Source organism: Chitinophaga filiformis, from assembly GCF_900102545.1.
In the GTDB taxonomy this organism is placed as follows: domain Bacteria; phylum Bacteroidota; class Bacteroidia; order Chitinophagales; family Chitinophagaceae; genus Chitinophaga; species Chitinophaga filiformis.
This window is the reverse complement of the sequence record NZ_FNBN01000001.1, coordinates 895,679-911,678: the sequence shown is the minus strand read 5'-3', so window position 1 is coordinate 911,678 and position 16,000 is coordinate 895,679. Positions and strand designations below refer to the sequence as shown.

The window sequence follows — 16,000 nt, the reverse complement described above, 5'->3', positions numbered from 1 at the left end:
CTACTATCACAGTAAGATGTCCTCGTCTCTTGTATGCCATGGGGATTTTAAATAGTCTGACGAAGGTAAATAAAAAATATTTCATCTGAGTAAGGGTGGTTGATAAATTGAATTGTCGTATAGGTTACATTGTTCTAACCAATGTAACCTATCATTCTATGAATTACTATATACCAGATGTTCCTAAACTGCAGACACTTGCCAGTAGCAACAAGAATAGATACGCCGAAGGAAATCCTTTTCCGCATATATACCTGGACAATGTTTTCCCGGAAGAAGCGCTCAATAATGTACTGGAGGAATTTCCCGGAGCGAATGGTGCACACTGGCAGAGATACAGTAATGCACAGGAATTGAAGCTGGCATTAAAAGATGAAAGTAATTATGGCGCATTCACGCGACATTTTATCTATTCTTTGAACTCCCGCCCTTTCCTTAATTTCCTGGAAGAGCTTACAGGTATAAAAGGTTTAATACCAGATCCTTACCTGGAAGGTGGAGGCTTACATCAGATTGTCAGAGGTGGATTACTGAAGATACATGCCGATTTCAACAAGCATCCCATCACGAACCTTGACCGCCGTTTAAATGTACTGATATATCTGAATAAGGATTGGGAGGAAAGTTATGGTGGTCATTTTGAACTGTGGGATAGAAATATGGAAAAGGCAGAAGTAAAGATATTGCCGCTGTTTAACAGGATGGCCATTTTCTCTACTACATCCTATTCTTATCACGGACATCCGGATCCATTGAATTGTCCTGAAGACCGCACAAGAAAATCCATTGCACTATATTATTACACAAATGGCCGGCCGGAAGAGGAAATAGATCCTGCATTAGGAAATCATACAACACTGTTTAAGATGAGAAGGCACCGGACAGAAGATTTTAAGAAGGGCATAAAATTAGGCCTGAAAGATTTCGTGCCGCCGGTGCTGATGCATGCCTATAACAAACTAAAATCCTGACAATACCTGTAGTCATGCCGGATAATGACCTTATAAAGTCATTTCCGGCATTAAAGATTGCTTAGAATAATTTGTAGAATAATGAAAGCTGTATACCGATCCATCGCTTGAAGTCGCCGGCTGTGCTGTAGTTTTGTCCATACGAATAAGCGCCGTAGCTTTCGCTAAGCGTATAGGGTACTTTACCATAACTGAAGTGCTTAGAGTCGCCTGCCGCGGTTTGAGCATATATGGAAGTGGAATCAGATGTTTTTTTGAGTATGTTGTAATGGAGCTGTGCCTGGAAAGTGATACGTGAACTGACTGTTGTAGACCATCCTGCGCCATAACGTGTTAGCCGTTCCTTCACTCCATAGACGATGGATGAATCAGGTGAGGTGCCGCGTTTCAATGTACCCGTGGTAAAACTGAAATGCAGCTCTTGTGTTTCATTTAGTCTGATGGGAACACCTGCACCCCAGCGAAAACGGCCTCCGGGAAAGGCATAGCCGTAAGAAATGATACCATACACATATTTTATGCCTGCCATTAGCGACGCGTTGAGATATAATATCTCATCTGTGCTCAGTCCCGTTTTGACGACTGGCTGATACCATTCCACGTCATCAGGGCTTAGCTTTGACGGCCGGAATGATTTGTTTCTCTGTCGGCCATTACTTTCCTTTTGTCTTTTCTCTTTTGTAATGGCGATTTTTTTCATCAGCGGTTGAACGGTGTTCCTGATAACTGGCATTGTTTTATTGCCGGTATTATCTGTGTTGTCAAACAATGTTAATGAAAACATTTTCTGGGTATAGCCGGAAACTGTATATGCGGGTGATAGTGGTAATAAACTCTCTGTAGTATCAATGACCATACTACCCGTGACGCTCCTTCCGGGTAACAGAAAATAAGTAGAGTCCTGCTTTATGGCAGGGTTAGTCGTATTGTTGGTAACGCTGGTATCGTAATTGTCTGTTATCTGATTCGCCTTTGCGTTTGTCCCTGTTTCTGTTTTAACCGTTGAGGGAATTTTTGAGACTGTAATTTTTTCTGCGACTGTATTTTTTGTAGCACTTTTTACCGTAGCACCAGCAATGCTCTTTAATTGCCTGGCAGTTGATATTGATGGCGTCATTGCATCAGGAGCCTTATTATTACCTGCTTTTAATGTGTGTGGGCCAACGGTTGATGGTAATGGCAAAGGAGTGGCGGTATTAGTGATGGTGCTTTTGTTAACAGGTGGCAGATAATCCATGAAAAGGATATGATCGCCAAGAATCCTGTGATTAAGTCCTGCCTGTTGTTGCACCTGCTTTAATATATCGGATAGCAGCCAGTTGCCTGTTTTTAATGTAATACGCTTTTTCAGCGATGAATTTTGCATATTCAGAGAATACTGCAATCCGGTTTGTTTCGCAATTGTCTTTGCCAGGGATGTAATGTCGATGGGTGTCTGTGATATTTTTACAATGTTTTTTTCATACTGTTGTGCATATAGGCTACTGGTGAATGCTGACAAAAGGATACAGAACAAAAGAAGGTTAATTCGCATTATCGAAATAGATCTCATCATTGTTTGGATTGGGAGTATATTTTACATTAAGTGTGATGGCAATTACTTCCAGTATATAGTCAAGTGATTTGTTTTCAAAATTGCTAGAGATCTTGAGAGTGGCAATCTCAGGATCCCTGATGATTATTTTCTTATGATAGGCCCTGGATAATGCCGCGATCACTACTGCGAGGTTTTCATTATCGAAATGGAAGGTGTACTGTTCCTGTACCTGCACCAGCTGTTTCTCATTCTTCAGATATTTGCCAGTTTCACCACCGGAAATGATTAGCTGTTGGCCTGCAGCTGACGTGAGTATTTTACCGCTGACCACCTTTATCGTGATCGCAGTATCTGTCTCTGACACATGAAAAGCCGTACCCAATACTTTGATCCTTACAGGACCCGCAGTAACAATGAAGGGCTTATTAGCCAAAGTTTTTACATCGAAATAACCACTGCCATTCAGTATTACATGTCTTTCATCCCCTTCAGATGATAGCGGGTAAGTGAGACTACTACCTGGAAAAATGGTCACCCGCGATCCACAAGCAAGCACCTGCTGTGTTGTTTTATGTAGTGAGGCAGTGACTGTCTTTTGCTGAGGTGTCTTATTGTTTATCTTAAATAATAAAGCAGCTGAAATAACTACAGTGAAGAGTACAGATGCGGCAGCTGCCCATCTGAGTAATGTAATACGTCTGGATGGCAGCCTTTTGGGGAGTGGCTGCAATTCCTGCCATGCAGATTGTATGTCGCCTACTTTATGAGTGCGCAGTGATGCGTGATTCCAGACGGACCATAGTGAGCTAAACTCCTGCTGATTGATCTCATTGCTGAGCTTCCATTCATCAATGGCGATAGCTTCTTCCGGAGAAGCCTCTCCGGAAAAATATTTTGACAGTAAGTCGTCGTTTACGATAATATTTTCTGCTCCCTGTGCCATAACTATTGAATAAGTTTATTTATTCCAGTCAATAAGTGACAGCTTATCATGAGCCAGAAGAACGTCTTGCCGGATAGGATAGTCCGTAAAATACGCAGTGCTTTGCCCATTTGTGCTTCGACGGTTTTAACAGATATATTGAGTTCCTTAGCGATTTCGGCATAGCTTTTCTCTTCAAATCTGCTCTTGTAGAATACTTCCCGGCATTTGTCCGGTAGCGTTTTCATAGCTGCCAGGACTTCCTTTTTCAGGTCTGCCAGTTCTATATGTTCTTCCTGTGTGCTTGAGCCCTCCTTGCCGTCGGAGGCAAACTGATCATAATGTTTTTGCCGTATTTTCCTGCTTTTGATATGATTCAGGCAATGGTTGTGTGTAGCGACATACAGGTAAGAACGGACAGACTGTTTGATGGTCAGTACCTCTCTTTTCTGCCATAATTGCATAAAGACAGATTGCACCACATCTTTAGCTTCGTCATTGTCTTTCAGTATGGTATAGGCATAGGTATGCAATACTTCAAAATACTCAAAGAAGTACTGTTCCAGTAGCCTGGTGTCTTTTTTTGACGCTTTTACCGCTTCCAAATGCCTCGCGCTTATAAATTAGTAGTCGAAGGTAGACAATGCAGAGAATGGATTACCCTTACGCGAAATAAAAAAAAATAAAAAAAAGTATTTAAGTTTGCAGAGATCAACGAAGATACCCATCAATGTGAGATATAATTTCTTTCAAAAAAGATAAATAGTGCTTCCCGCAGAGGGAGGAGCTGGATTTATTGGCTTTAAAAAGAAAGGAATTATGTTATTTCTGCAAAATCTCACGTATACCCATCTCAATAAGGATTTACTATTCGACAATATCAATCTGACTGTTAACAGGCAAGATAAGATTGCCCTTATCGGCAATAACGGTGCAGGTAAGTCTACCCTGCTGAAAATTATGGCCGGCGTGCTGCAGCCTTCAGCTGGCACTATGCAAGCTGATACGGTGCCTTATTACATACCACAGCTCTTTGGTCAGTTCAATGATATCACCATTGCGCAGGCCTTGCAGATTGAGGATAAACTGAGGGCCTTACAGGATATTCTTGATGGTAATGTAACAGACGGGAATCTGACAATGCTGAATGACGACTGGACTATCGAAGAAAGAAGTAAGGATGCCCTGATCCATTGGGGATTGGAAGAAGGGGATCTTTACCGGAAAATGGAAACGCTTAGCGGCGGACAGAAAACAAAGGTCTTCCTGGCAGGGATTGCCATTCATCAGCCTGAGATAGTGTTGCTGGACGAGCCAAGTAATCACCTGGACAGAGCAGGCAGAGCACTGCTGTATGAATTTATTGAATCTACTTCCTGTACTTTAATTGTAGTCAGCCATGACAGGAAATTGTTAAACCTGCTGGATACTGTTTGCGAATTGAGTAAGCGTGGAATAACTGTTTACGGCGGCAACTATGATTTCTACCGTGAACAGAAAATGATCGAGAGTAATGCACTGGACCAGGATATCAGAAGCAAGGAAAAAGCATTACGGAAAGCCAGAGATACGGAGCGGGAAACCGCCGAGCGACAACAAAAGCTGGATGCCCGTGGTAAGAAAAAGCAGGAGAAAGCAGGTCTTCCTACTATATCTATGAACACTTTCAGGAATAACGCAGAGAAGAGTACCGCACGTATGAAGGGCGTTCATGCAGAAAAGGTAGATGCTATTTCCCAGGGGCTGAACGAGCTGCGAAAGGAGCTGCCAGATATGGATAAAATGAAGTTAGGCTTTGATAATTCTACGCTTCATAAAGGGAAGATATTGTTTACTGCGAATAATATTAATTACCAGTATGGCGAACGCTTACTCTGGAAAGAAGCCCTGACTTTTCAGATTACCAGTGGAGAACGGATTGCCTTGAAAGGTTTGAACGGTTCCGGTAAAACTACTTTAATCAATATCATTCTGGGGAATTTTGAACCTATGTCAGGAACGGTTAGCAGGGCTGATAACAGGACGGTATATATTGACCAGGATTATTCATTGATCGATAATAGTCTCCAGGTGTATGAACAGGCGCAGCGATTCAATGATGCAGCTTTACAGGAGCATGAGGTAAAGACCCGTCTCACGCGCTTTCTGTTTACCAGGGATTACTGGGATAAGCCCTGCAGTGCGCTCAGCGGTGGCGAGAAAATGCGCTTAATGCTTTGCTGTCTGACTATCAGCGATAAGACGCCCGATATTATTGTATTAGACGAGCCGACCAATAATCTGGATATCCAGAACATAGAGATCCTCACGGTGGCCGTGAATGAGTATAAAGGCACACTTATAGTGGTGTCCCATGATGAGTATTTCCTGGAGCAGATCAATGTGGAGCGGATACTGGAATTATATTAATGAACTATTTTGCTGCTGTATCGCTGGAATGCCAGTCATGTTTGCAAAAACGGCACTGGCGTGCCAGCGGTGTCCGGGCAATCAGGTTACATTTAGGGCAGAGATTCAGTGGTAATTCATCTTTGTGCTCCCGCCAGATCCTTTCTACTACTCTGCGTTTCAGTTCATGTGGACCATCTGCTATCATATTAAGAATCAACGGGTCTTCGCTGATCCATCCTCTTGATCGCATTGCAGAAAGCATTGAGCTGGACGTTGTGCTGGACGTATACATAAGCGTCTTACGGGCCATTAATTCATTTTTCGTCTGGAATTTCTCGCAATATTCATAAATATAATCTTCCAGTTCGCGATACATTATCATATTCCTGTCAATTTCACACTTTATTTAGATATACACGAAATCCTAATATTCTTAATAGATATCATGTGAAAAAAGTATATATCCCACAATATACTGCTAAAACGGTTTTTCACCTTTCAGGCAGCACCGTATCTGGCCCTAAAAGGCAGTCTCAGAGGTCTTTTTCTTATGGCAGAGTCTGATTCCCAATTTCTTGTGTTTCCTTATATTTGGTAACGATTGCAAACAGATATTCTTATACCTGGGACAATGATGGGACAATGAAAAATACATATCGCTTTAGAGCCAACAGCAAACAGGATGTCTTGAAGTTACAGCGCATTCTGGGAGGTGATTATGAGATATCACCCGTTAAAGAAGGATCTTCCGCAGTGGAAGTGCATTTGGAATCTCCATTCACTATTGAGGAAATTATCCGGTTTATTGAGTCATTACCGAATAGTAATGTAATGTACCAGACGATTGATCATAAGGAGAAGTACACGGGAAAATTAAACCTGGCACGCTACCGGAATATTAATAATTGACCGTTTTAGCTAAAACGGTTTATCCGTTCTTATGCCCATTATACAGAGGGAACCTACTGTATGTATAGAGGTGTCAGGACGACAGGCTTTCCTTGTGCTTTTTATAGATTCTCGCGGCAAAGATTCGCAGCCGGAGTGGGCATATTTTGAGGTTCCCCTGCTCCATAATACTATTTTAGAGGCGATTTTAACGCAGTTATTGAGTAATGTATACTAAGTGCCTATGTTACTGTAATGGCCTTAAATCGCCTTATAAAGGCCGTTTACTGCCTGCCATAATAAGCCAGCGTCTCAGTCAGGTATATTATAAGCCAGATAATTAACCGGGTATGTATTCGGTACCAGTTCGGTACAAATAGTGTGTGATCTATAACCTATAGGCTCTGTACTATAGCATTACAGGCACTGTTCTATAGCGATGGCTATAGAACGGTAGGCGTAATGCAGGACTAAAGAACCTATAAGTATAGAACCGCACTATAGTCGGAGTATAGTCGTACGCTATTGGTGCATGGATAAAGATTGAACATTGGTTTCAACTCCACCCTAAAGGCATAGCAAAGGCATGGTAAAGGCATAGTAAAGGCATGCTTAAAGCGTAGTATCGTGGGCCATTTTTGGCCCGCATGGCAGGTGGGCAGCCTGAACAGGTGCTTATCTTAAGCGCCTTTTTCAGGCGGCTCTTTGGAAAGATATAACAGCTTACAGACGCATATTAATCCAGGTAATGTGCCACCTCGATAAATAATTCGCCAAAATAAAAATAGAAACCAAAGCTATCCCTTATTTTCTGAGGCTCCCGCTCAAGTTGTATCCCGCCGGCTTTTAACTTCGAGAAAGTTTCATTCACTTTTTCAGTACTATCAAGTATAAATCCAATGTGAAATGCATCAGGATAGGTTGTATTCTCATTCCTGTTCATTTTTGAAGACATCAGCACAAGGGTGAAATCTGCCGGATTTCTCAATACTGCAATCATATTGTCTCCTTTTGTCTCCAGGCATTTAAAATCAAAGTGAGATTCAAAGAATGTGGTGGCTTCCGCTACATTCGATACAGGTAAGTTGAGGTGGTTAATCGTCATTTTCTCTAAAGTTAATGTTAATAATAAATGAATGTTCGTTCTTTAATGAGGGCAAAAAATTTTATGGACGTAAGGATTTTATTACCAGGCCGAACACTTGTTTCAATTTCTGTTCTGTTAGGGTAAAGGGCTTACCAGCCATAGTGCTTTCAAGATGGAACTTCACCAGGGTATAAAACGGACCATAGGCAATAGCCCAGTACTGCTCCGCAGGTATATCTACAAGCTCTCCTCTCTTAACCGCATTGTCAAAAAAGTCATTCATCACCTTTCTGAAAACACTCGGTTTTATGTCTTTGTGGTTAATAAGCGGAGAATTACGGAATTGCTCATGAAACTGGTATTCCAGTGGATTCAGACAGATGTTTTTGAAACGGTTCTTCCATTGAAGCCATAACCCCTCCTCAAACGGCATATCAGGGGAAAAATTGGTCAGGGCATCCTTTTCAAATTTCTCCCGGACGCTCAGGAAAAGCTGGTTCAGTAAGTCCTCGCGGTTTTTGAAATAGATGTAAATAGTTGAAGCAGAAATATTAGCCTCTTTGGCCAGTTTCTGCATGCTCAGACCATCAAATCCTTCCTTTACAATCATTTCGATCGCCTTTTCCCGGATGGCCAACTCCTTATTCTCATCTTTAACTCTCATGGTGCAAATATAAACGAATATTCATTCGCTTTAGAATTATTTTTTGCAACTAGCCACTTATATGATGAGTAGTCTTAATAGAAGTATTTAAAATAAGAGAGTAATGACGCCGGTACAACATTTTCAGGCAATCATAAAAGTTAATACGTGATTAAGCGGATTATTAACCCATTTATTAAGAGTCTCCCTATTAAATTGTAGTCAACCAAACTCCACGTATATGCGGAAAATGTTGTTACAATTCCTATTGATGGCAGCTCTATGCTGCAGCCCTTTATTTTCGTTGGCCCAGGTGGCGCCTGCCGCCCAATCTGTTACAGGCAAGGTGATCTGTGGTTACCAGGCCTGGTTTAACGCGTTTGGTGATGGTTCGCCAGTGGCCCGCTGGCGGCACTGGTCCGCCGGACAGTACCAAACCAACAACGGCTCACCTGCTCCCGGAGCCATTACCTTTGAGGCATACCCTGACGTCACTGAATATGGTGCAGGGCAATTGTTTCAGACTAATCTCGGTAACCTGAACAACGGACAGTCTTCGAAGTTATTCTCCTCCTGGTTTCCGGAAGTAATCGACCGCCATTTTAAATGGATGCAGGATAATGGCATTGACGGTGCAGCTCTGCAACGTTTCCTCGGAGAGACGAAGGATGGCGTATTCCGGACCAACCGCGACAGCGTAACGACCCGTCTTCGTCGTGCGGCTGAGAAATACCAGCGCATTTTCTACATCATGTACGACATGAGCGCCGATGATACTACTTATTTTAAGAGCGACTGGCTGCATATTGAGAACGACCTGCAGGTGCAAAATTCGCCTTATTACGCCCACCAGGAGGGTAAACCGGTGATCTGTATCTGGGGCTTTGGCCTGACCGGTCGCCCGAATGCACCCGGCAACAGCCTGGCAATTATTAACTGGTTAAAAGGGAAAGGCTATTATGTAATCGGAGGGGTACCTACCCACTGGCGCACCGGTACTGATGACTCCTATGCTGGTTATAGTACGGTATATGACGCATTCGATATGATCTCTCCCTGGTCGGTAGGCCGCTTCAAGGATTTTGCCGGCGCGGATAATTTCAAGAATAACCAGCTCGTGCCTGATCTGGCTTATTGTAATTCACACAGCATTGACTATCAGCCTGTCATCTTCTCCGGTTTTGCCTGGAGCAACTGGAACGGAGGCCCTGTGAACGAAATTCCCCGTAATAAGGGTGAATTCTTCTGGCGCCAGTTATACAACATCAAGAACCTGGGAATGAGCACGGCTTATATCGCTATGTTTGATGAATATGATGAAGGCACCAACATTGTGAAAATGGCCGACAGTTATTTTGCAGTGCCCAATAACCAGTACTTTCTGACCAGTAGTGCAGATGGTACCTATATCGGTTCTGACTTTTACCTGCGCCTTGCCGGTAGGGCCACGCAAGTACTGAAAGGAACCCAGCCACTGACCACCAATGTAACCATTCCTTATTCCGTAGCCCCCCTCTGGTTCCGTACCAGTGTGGAAAACGGATATGACGCTATGTTAAGCTGGACAAACAGCGCCGATCCGAGTTCCGTTCCACAAAATGTGAGTGCACCTTTGTGCGGAGTTGTGAGCGGAGAGACCAGTCATACCGGCCCTTCATCCATCCGGGTAAGTGGCACAGATAATTCAGCTGGCAGTAGTTACTATTACTTCCGGGCATTTGATGTGAACATCCCGGTGAACGCGGCTACTAAACTGAGTTTCTGGACCTATCCTACCAACAACCTTTCCCGTTACGTAACAGTAGATCTCCTAATGACAGATGGTACCACCCTGCGCGATATAGGTGCTACAGACCAGAACGGGATTTCCATGCATCCCGGCGCGGGTCATGGAGTAGCTAATAACTGGCGCCGTATCTTCTGCAATATTGGAAACTGGCTGAATGGAAAGACCGTTGACCGTATCATGATCGCTTATGATCATGGGGTGGAAACCGGTAATTTTAAAACCTATATAGAAGATATTATCATCAGTGATACGATCACTGTAAATAGTCCGCTGAGAATGCCCGGTGTAGCGGAGCATATTACACCAATGCCGGTAGATGAAAGCAAGTTGTCCGGTTTGTTACAGGTATACCCACAACCGGCTGTTAATACGGCTATCCTGAAATTCAGAAATGGATGGAAGGGAAATGGCCTGGTGACTATCCTCAATGTGAATGGAGTGGCTGCCGGACAGCGGATGATCAATATTGAAGGAGGAAAGGCAAGTTTACCGATAGATGATCTGCGTTCAGGGATGTATTTTTTGAAGGTTGAACAGCACGGAAACAGTGTGACACAGAAGCTAGTAGTTGCGCATTAAGAGCGGATGGTAAAGAAGTCTGTACGCCGTCAGCGTACAGACTTCTTTTTTATTCAAAAAATCTTAACATCATTCCATATTGACTAATCAAAGGATCAATGTTATTATTCTTGGAGAGGCCAAGTCCGGTTTCTGCGATTTCCCGCGAAAAAAACCTCCATTGGAATATATACAACATGTATGGTCCCAATTTGCCAGCCAGTACACGTTTCAGATTGTTGTATATTACCTTTTCAGGATCCTGTATATTGGTGTTTTCAATAGGTTGCATTACCTTATCTCCTGTGTCAAAGATGACTGATTTTACTCGCCCGGATTCACAGTACAAAGTATGACCTCCTTCATCAAAAAATTTCACATCATCAAAAGTGCTGAACAGCTTATTTAACTGTTTAGCAATGGTGTCCAGGTAACCATCAAAGAAAGTATACCTTTCAAAAAGGTGACTATAAATATGATCGGTTGCCGTGATAGTCAACTGGCTATCCTTTGCGTGAGCAATAGCTGCAAGCTCGGCGTAGCGGCCGTCTCCTAATATGTCAGTATATTTTGAAGCGATTTGTTTGAAATGGAAATTTTCAGGGATGCCGGTTGTGAGGGAATACACGAAGTACAGGCTTTCATCCGCAATTACCCCTTTAGTTTTCTTAAAAGCAATGAAACAATAGATATCAATATACAGATGTTCTATAGCTATAGGAACATAGTCATGTAGCAAAGGCCACTTGTCAATCAACTTGCGTGCATCTTTCAGTGCGCTGCTAAGCGTAACGCCTGGTTCCTTTTTTGTATTCAATGCTGTAATGGCAGCCTCATTCAGGAGGTAGAATTCTCCGAAATTATATACTTTTAATTTGCATAGTTTATCTTCCAACAAACCTTCCCAGGATTCAGTAAAGGATTTGGGAAGCGTTGTGTTAAAGACCTTTTCGATCATTTTAAGAGATGTCATAGGAATGGAGTGGGTTGTTTAAAGTTTGACCGCAAAATAAGGAAGCTTGTGCTTAACTTCAAATTTCGCCTAGACGACACAGACCTACCATCAGAACTTTATAGAAAATCGGAAGGAGTATAAAAAAGGATAAATTTGTCTTTTATTGACAACTTTGCTAATTTTGATATCGCTATGGAATCAAGGAAGTCAGGAACGAGAGATGAGAAGCTGGGGCCGTTATCTGCGGACCTTAAACCGGGTTTGTGGTGGAAGATAGCAGCCGGTCTTAACCAGCGGGTAGCGAATACCAGCCTTGCATGCTGGATACAAATAGCCTTAGCAAATCTGGCGGTAGTGGCCTTACTGGGATTGATACTGCGGAGCAAGATCCTTTTCAGCGTCCCTTTCTTTGATTTCAGGCACCTGCTGCATGCCCATTCACATTTTGCTTTTGGAGGTTGGATTACACTTGCGCTGTTATCACTGATGGCCTATACCATTTTACCATCTGAACACGCAGGGAAAACGGTATATAAATGGATGCTGGCGGCTATTCTTATTACCTCTTATGGCATGTTGTTTACCTTTCCGTTTCAGGGATATGGGTTGTATAGTATTTTATTTTCAAACCTGTTTATTTTTTCCTCTTACGCATTCGCTGTTATTTTTATTAAAGACATCAGGAAGTCTGCCGTGAATAGTTCAGTAAAAGTACTTTCTATTGGAGCGGTCGTTTATATGTGTCTTTCTTCAGCAGGTGCTTTTACGCTGGCATTCCTGATGGCAACAAAATCGCAGCAGACATATTTATACCGGGATGCTATATATAGTTATCTACACCTACAATATAATGGTTTCTTCTCTTTGTCTGTCTTCGCTCTGCTATTATACTATCTGAAGATAGATAACAGATATACAAAGTGTTTTACATGGTCTTTAACAGCGTCTGTATTACCCTCCATGTTTCTATGCTACCTCTGGCATGACATCAGCAGCTTATTTCATATCATCGCTGTCCTGGGAAGTATTTTACTGTCGATTGCCCTGGCCTGTTTCCTGCTCATGTTCCGGGATTTGTTGCCCGGCATTCAGCAGGCGAAGCCGCTTACCAAAAAAGTTGCTGGTCTTGCGATGATCGCTTTCACATGTAAAATGATATTTCAGGCGTTGACCATCATGCCTTCACTTGGTGTACTTGCCTTTTCAAACCGACCAATCATAATAGGCTTTCTGCATCTGGTGTTGCTGGGATTCGTTTCACTGTTCATACTTGCTTATTGTATTGAGAACAGACTGTTCAGATACAACAGGGTGAGTGCAATAGCATTATGGACATTTGTAGGAGGTATTGTTCTGAACGAATTAGCACTCTTTTCCCAGGGACTTGGCTATGTCTTTATGATAAGCAGTCCGGTACTGGACTGGCTCTTACTGACTGCTACAGTTTGCCTGTTCTTCGGAGCCTTGCTGATGGCCATTCAAAACAGGCATAACATATACCGGCGCGTTCCGGTCATTGACACAGAGGGTCGCTTAAAGATCCTTCCTGTTAAATATCCTGACTGAAAGTAACAATGGAACTATAATCCACAGTAGAATACAGGCAATAGAAAAAATACTCCCTGTAGCTGAGCCCAGAAACTTTTTAAAGAGTGCACCGGAATATCCCATCAGTACAGCTACATCCAGGTGAAGTAGCATCAATACTCTGGCGAGATCAATAGGATTAAAAGCAATAATGCCTACTACTGCCTGGTCTATCGGGTAATCACTGAAAGAGTATATAAATGCAAGCAGAAAGCCGTCGAATAACAGTGTGAAAAATAATGCAGTGGCAATGGCGATACCTATCCCTTTCGTTTTATCCCTGCATTTTACAAAGATCAGTAATGCAAGTGAGGAGAATACAAAAGTAAGTAGTATGCCTATCAGCGTCAGAATAAATGATGCAATACCAGATACAAGCAGTAACAGTGGCATGCCAATTCCTACAGCATAAGCAGCAGAGAGAGAAACTGTGAGCGCTGAATACTCTGCGAGGATCACCTTGTTCCGTTTGATAGGTTGAGATAGCAGCAGTTCTGTAAATTCTATCGCATTAAAAAAATAAATAGTGGAGAACAGAATTGTAATAAGCGGTACGAACAGCAGGGTAATATTCAGTAAGCTCAATAAACCCTTTGTTGGGTTATCGTCAATGCCTAAGACGCTCACTGCGAGTATAGCTAAGATAATGGTATAAAATAGTATGACCTTGTTCCGCATCAGATCAAGCAAAACATATTTAATAATTGTCTTCATTATTGTATGGTTTTAGCAATGCGTGACTCATTCTTCATGATGTGCGCAATTACTCTGTTTAATTTTTCTTCTCCTGTAGCTGCCTGTAGCTCTTCAACAGATCTGTAAAAAAGAAGCTCACCATCCTGCAGATAAATAATGTGACTTGCTATTCCTTCGAGATCACTCAGCACATGAGAAGTGATTAATATGAGCTTACCTGCTTCCCGTTCTTTCAGGATCTTCTCCTTTAGCAGTTCGCTTGAAACAGGATCGAGACCAGCAGTGGGTTCGTCGAGAATGTACACACTGGGAGAAAACAGGAATGCTAGTGATGCACTTACCTTCTGTCTTGTTCCTCCCGACAGGCTACGCATCGTTTTGTTACCGAGCTTATTTAACTGAAATCCACGGATCAGTTCCTCGTCATAGTCCTGTGTCTCTTTTCTCATTTCTTTTATCAGGGCAAATACCTGGTCTATGGTCATATTGTCAGGATAGTGTCCGATTTGTGGCATATATCCGATCAGCGAGCGGTAAGACCAGTCACGTTTTACTGACTGACCATCAATAGTGATATTACCTTTCTCAGGGATCACAAGGCCGAGGATAGATTTTATCAGGGTTGTTTTGCCTGATCCGTTTGGACCGAGCAATGAGATAGCCTGTCCCTGCCGCATATGGACATTGATATCTTTCAATGCAGCAAACTTGCCGAAAGACTTGCAGAGATGTTCGATCTTAATCATAATTTCCACTTTTTCATTCTTGGAGTATCGTCTTTTAGTTGATCTGGTATAATGCTCGGCATTACTTTTTCCACCTGGTCCATGATGCCCGTAAGAAAACTTCTGTACAGGATCATCGCTGTTGGTACACGTTCGGAAACAACAGAATAGACACTTACCGGATAATACGGTACATCGCCTTTGCCATCTTTGTCCAGGTCATAACCATCATATTTATCCCAAAAGTTTTCACTAAAGTGGTTTAACATGGTAGTGCCATTTGTAGCCACATCAAAGGAATTACCAGTGAAATTATTTCTTGTAAAATCACTTCCTGAGCAACTTGCCATTACTTTAATACCCCAGCCATTTTCAGTGAACTGGTTGTCGTTTACTGCAATTTTGGTAGTGCTCTCCATGTAAAGGCCAACTGTATTCTTTAGAAACTGGTTATGATGGATCTTACTGTCGGCAATTTCCTTTAATAAGATCCCATAGGCTGCATCACCCCAGTTGCGTTGGAAGATATTGCTGGTCATTGTTACTCCTTTAGAGTACATGACAGCTACTCCTGAGCCATTGTCAGAGAAACGGTTGTTGGTATAGGTGTCGTTATGGGAAAACATGAAGTGTAAACCATAACGGACGTTGTTGTGCGATATATTTCTGGTTATAGAAGAAGTGGTGACGAACTCAAAGTAGATGCCGTCGCGATGCCCGGAAATGTCATTGCCTGCAATTAAAAGATCATAGCATTTCCAGGCATGAATGCCGTTGCCGCTGTTCAGTTCATCTGCTGAACTGGACTGGATAGTATTGTTTTGTACAACAGTGAAGCCGGCATTTTGCAGATAGATACCATAGGTGTTGTTGAAGGCTTTGTTGTTACGAACAGTGACGTGGTTAGCATCCTGCACCCTTATAGCCGCCATGTCTGTCATGCTGGAGCGGCCGGTGTTCTGTACCTGAAGTCCCTGGAGTATGACAGAGTCTGCCGTAATGAAGATGACCTGCGATGTATGTTCTCCGTCAATCACAGGATACTGCACACCAATGACCACGAGCTTTTTATTGATAAGAATGTCATGTTCTTTATATAAGCCTGGTTGCAGTAAAAGTGTATCATTCCGCTTTGCTGCGTTAATAGCCTTCTGAAAGCTATTCCGGCCGGGATATACCTTTACAGACTTTGCCCGGGATAAGCCGGGCAGGAATAAAAGTAGTAATATGATCAGCTTATAGGGCGTCATG

The 16,000-nt window shown here is 42.6% G+C and carries 15 protein-coding genes; 5 read left to right on the top strand and 10 right to left on the bottom strand.

Going from position 1 to position 16,000, the window contains the following annotated elements:
- Positions 1 to 158: 158 nt before the first annotated feature.
- Complete coding sequence (locus BLR32_RS03795) at positions 159 to 971, top strand: 2OG-Fe(II) oxygenase (protein ID WP_089828898.1); 813 nt, start codon at positions 159 to 161, stop codon at positions 969 to 971.
- 61 nt (positions 972 to 1,032) lie between these two features.
- Here BLR32_RS03795 and BLR32_RS03790 read toward each other — a convergent pair whose 3' ends face one another.
- Genes BLR32_RS03790 through BLR32_RS03780 form a run of 3 tightly spaced genes read right to left on the bottom strand, consistent with a single transcriptional unit; the run spans position 1,033 to position 4,035 of the window.
- On the bottom strand, positions 1,033 to 2,472 hold the full coding sequence (locus BLR32_RS03790) for a hypothetical protein (protein ID WP_089828897.1): 1,440 nt from the start codon (positions 2,470 to 2,472) through the stop codon (positions 1,033 to 1,035).
- A 22-nt stretch (positions 2,473 to 2,494) separates the two neighbouring features.
- Positions 2,495 to 3,451 carry a FecR family protein gene (locus BLR32_RS03785; protein WP_089828896.1) on the bottom strand — a complete coding sequence of 319 codons (957 nt, stop codon included), beginning with the start codon at positions 3,449 to 3,451 and terminating at the stop codon, positions 2,495 to 2,497.
- A 2-nt stretch (positions 3,452 to 3,453) separates the two neighbouring features.
- Positions 3,454 to 4,035, bottom strand: coding sequence for an RNA polymerase sigma-70 factor (locus BLR32_RS03780; RefSeq protein ID WP_176842156.1), 582 nt, complete (start codon positions 4,033 to 4,035; stop codon positions 3,454 to 3,456).
- 214 nt (positions 4,036 to 4,249) lie between these two features.
- On the opposite strand from BLR32_RS03780, the gene abc-f reads away from it, so the two are divergent.
- Positions 4,250 to 5,839, top strand: a complete 1,590-nt coding sequence (gene abc-f, locus BLR32_RS03775) for a ribosomal protection-like ABC-F family protein (protein ID WP_089828894.1) — start codon at positions 4,250 to 4,252, stop codon at positions 5,837 to 5,839.
- Between the two features lie 4 nt (positions 5,840 to 5,843).
- Here the strand turns inward: abc-f and BLR32_RS03770 are convergent, their stop codons facing one another.
- Positions 5,844 to 6,203, bottom strand: coding sequence for a hypothetical protein (locus tag BLR32_RS03770; protein ID WP_089828893.1), 360 nt, complete (start codon positions 6,201 to 6,203; stop codon positions 5,844 to 5,846).
- A gap of 260 nt (positions 6,204 to 6,463) precedes the next feature.
- Here BLR32_RS03770 and BLR32_RS03765 point away from each other — a divergent pair, with 260 nt between their 5' ends.
- Complete coding sequence (locus tag BLR32_RS03765) at positions 6,464 to 6,730, top strand: hypothetical protein (RefSeq protein ID WP_143011353.1); 267 nt, start codon at positions 6,464 to 6,466, stop codon at positions 6,728 to 6,730.
- Positions 6,731 to 7,445: 715 nt separating this feature from the next.
- Here BLR32_RS03765 and BLR32_RS03760 read toward each other — a convergent pair.
- Both BLR32_RS03760 and BLR32_RS03755 read right to left on the bottom strand, forming a co-directional pair.
- On the bottom strand, positions 7,446 to 7,814 hold the full coding sequence (locus tag BLR32_RS03760; RefSeq protein WP_089828891.1) for a VOC family protein: 369 nt from the start codon (positions 7,812 to 7,814) through the stop codon (positions 7,446 to 7,448).
- A 61-nt stretch (positions 7,815 to 7,875) separates the two neighbouring features.
- Entirely contained in the window at positions 7,876 to 8,460 is a 585-nt protein-coding gene (locus BLR32_RS03755) for a TetR/AcrR family transcriptional regulator (RefSeq protein WP_089828890.1), read from the bottom strand.
- A 220-nt stretch (positions 8,461 to 8,680) separates the two neighbouring features.
- On the opposite strand from BLR32_RS03755, the gene BLR32_RS03750 reads away from it, so the two are divergent.
- Positions 8,681 to 10,807, top strand: a complete 2,127-nt coding sequence (locus tag BLR32_RS03750; RefSeq protein WP_089828889.1) for a T9SS type A sorting domain-containing protein — start codon at positions 8,681 to 8,683, stop codon at positions 10,805 to 10,807.
- A 49-nt stretch (positions 10,808 to 10,856) separates the two neighbouring features.
- Here the strand turns inward: BLR32_RS03750 and BLR32_RS03745 are convergent, their stop codons facing one another.
- A complete protein-coding gene (locus BLR32_RS03745) occupies positions 10,857 to 11,759 on the bottom strand; it encodes a hypothetical protein (protein ID WP_143011352.1) in 903 nt (300 codons plus the stop codon).
- Positions 11,760 to 11,933: 174 nt separating this feature from the next.
- On the opposite strand from BLR32_RS03745, the gene BLR32_RS03740 reads away from it, so the two are divergent.
- Entirely contained in the window at positions 11,934 to 13,307 is a 1,374-nt protein-coding gene (locus BLR32_RS03740; protein WP_143011351.1) for a hypothetical protein, read from the top strand.
- Here the strand turns inward: BLR32_RS03740 and BLR32_RS03735 are convergent.
- From BLR32_RS03735 to nosD, 3 genes are read right to left on the bottom strand one after another with little or no spacing between them, the layout of a single operon-like run.
- Complete coding sequence (locus BLR32_RS03735) at positions 13,275 to 14,042, bottom strand: ABC transporter permease subunit (protein WP_089828886.1); 768 nt, start codon at positions 14,040 to 14,042, stop codon at positions 13,275 to 13,277. The two genes, BLR32_RS03740 and BLR32_RS03735, sit on opposite strands and share 33 nt — an antisense overlap.
- The gene (locus BLR32_RS03730; protein WP_089828885.1) at positions 14,042 to 14,770 is read right to left on the bottom strand and encodes an ABC transporter ATP-binding protein; all 729 of its coding nucleotides are present in this window, start codon (positions 14,768 to 14,770) and stop codon (positions 14,042 to 14,044) included. The genes BLR32_RS03735 and BLR32_RS03730 overlap by 1 nt, the downstream gene beginning before the upstream one ends.
- Entirely contained in the window at positions 14,767 to 15,999 is a 1,233-nt protein-coding gene (gene nosD / locus BLR32_RS03725) for a nitrous oxide reductase family maturation protein NosD (protein ID WP_089828884.1), read from the bottom strand. Before nosD ends, BLR32_RS03730 begins: the two co-directional genes overlap by 4 nt.
- Between the last annotated feature and the right edge of the window lies 1 nt (position 16,000).

Coding starts and splice junctions, on each gene's coding strand:
- BLR32_RS03760 (WP_089828891.1), bottom strand. CDS start 7,814: ATGACGATTAACCACCTCAACTTACCTGTATCGAATGTAGCGGAAGCC.
- BLR32_RS03745 (WP_143011352.1), bottom strand. CDS start 11,759: ATGACATCTCTTAAAATGATCGAAAAGGTCTTTAACACAACGCTTCCC.
- BLR32_RS03750 (WP_089828889.1), top strand. CDS start 8,681: ATGCGGAAAATGTTGTTACAATTCCTATTGATGGCAGCTCTATGCTGC.
- BLR32_RS03765 (WP_143011353.1), top strand. CDS start 6,464: ATGAAAAATACATATCGCTTTAGAGCCAACAGCAAACAGGATGTCTTG.
- BLR32_RS03735 (WP_089828886.1), bottom strand. CDS start 14,042: ATGAAGACAATTATTAAATATGTTTTGCTTGATCTGATGCGGAACAAG.
- nosD (WP_089828884.1), bottom strand. CDS start 15,999: ATGACGCCCTATAAGCTGATCATATTACTACTTTTATTCCTGCCCGGC.
- BLR32_RS03730 (WP_089828885.1), bottom strand. CDS start 14,770: ATGATTAAGATCGAACATCTCTGCAAGTCTTTCGGCAAGTTTGCTGCA.
- BLR32_RS03770 (WP_089828893.1), bottom strand. CDS start 6,203: ATGATAATGTATCGCGAACTGGAAGATTATATTTATGAATATTGCGAG.
- BLR32_RS03785 (WP_089828896.1), bottom strand. CDS start 3,451: ATGGCACAGGGAGCAGAAAATATTATCGTAAACGACGACTTACTGTCA.
- BLR32_RS03740 (WP_143011351.1), top strand. CDS start 11,934: ATGGAATCAAGGAAGTCAGGAACGAGAGATGAGAAGCTGGGGCCGTTA.
- BLR32_RS03795 (WP_089828898.1), top strand. CDS start 159: ATGAATTACTATATACCAGATGTTCCTAAACTGCAGACACTTGCCAGT.
- abc-f (WP_089828894.1), top strand. CDS start 4,250: ATGTTATTTCTGCAAAATCTCACGTATACCCATCTCAATAAGGATTTA.
- BLR32_RS03755 (WP_089828890.1), bottom strand. CDS start 8,460: ATGAGAGTTAAAGATGAGAATAAGGAGTTGGCCATCCGGGAAAAGGCG.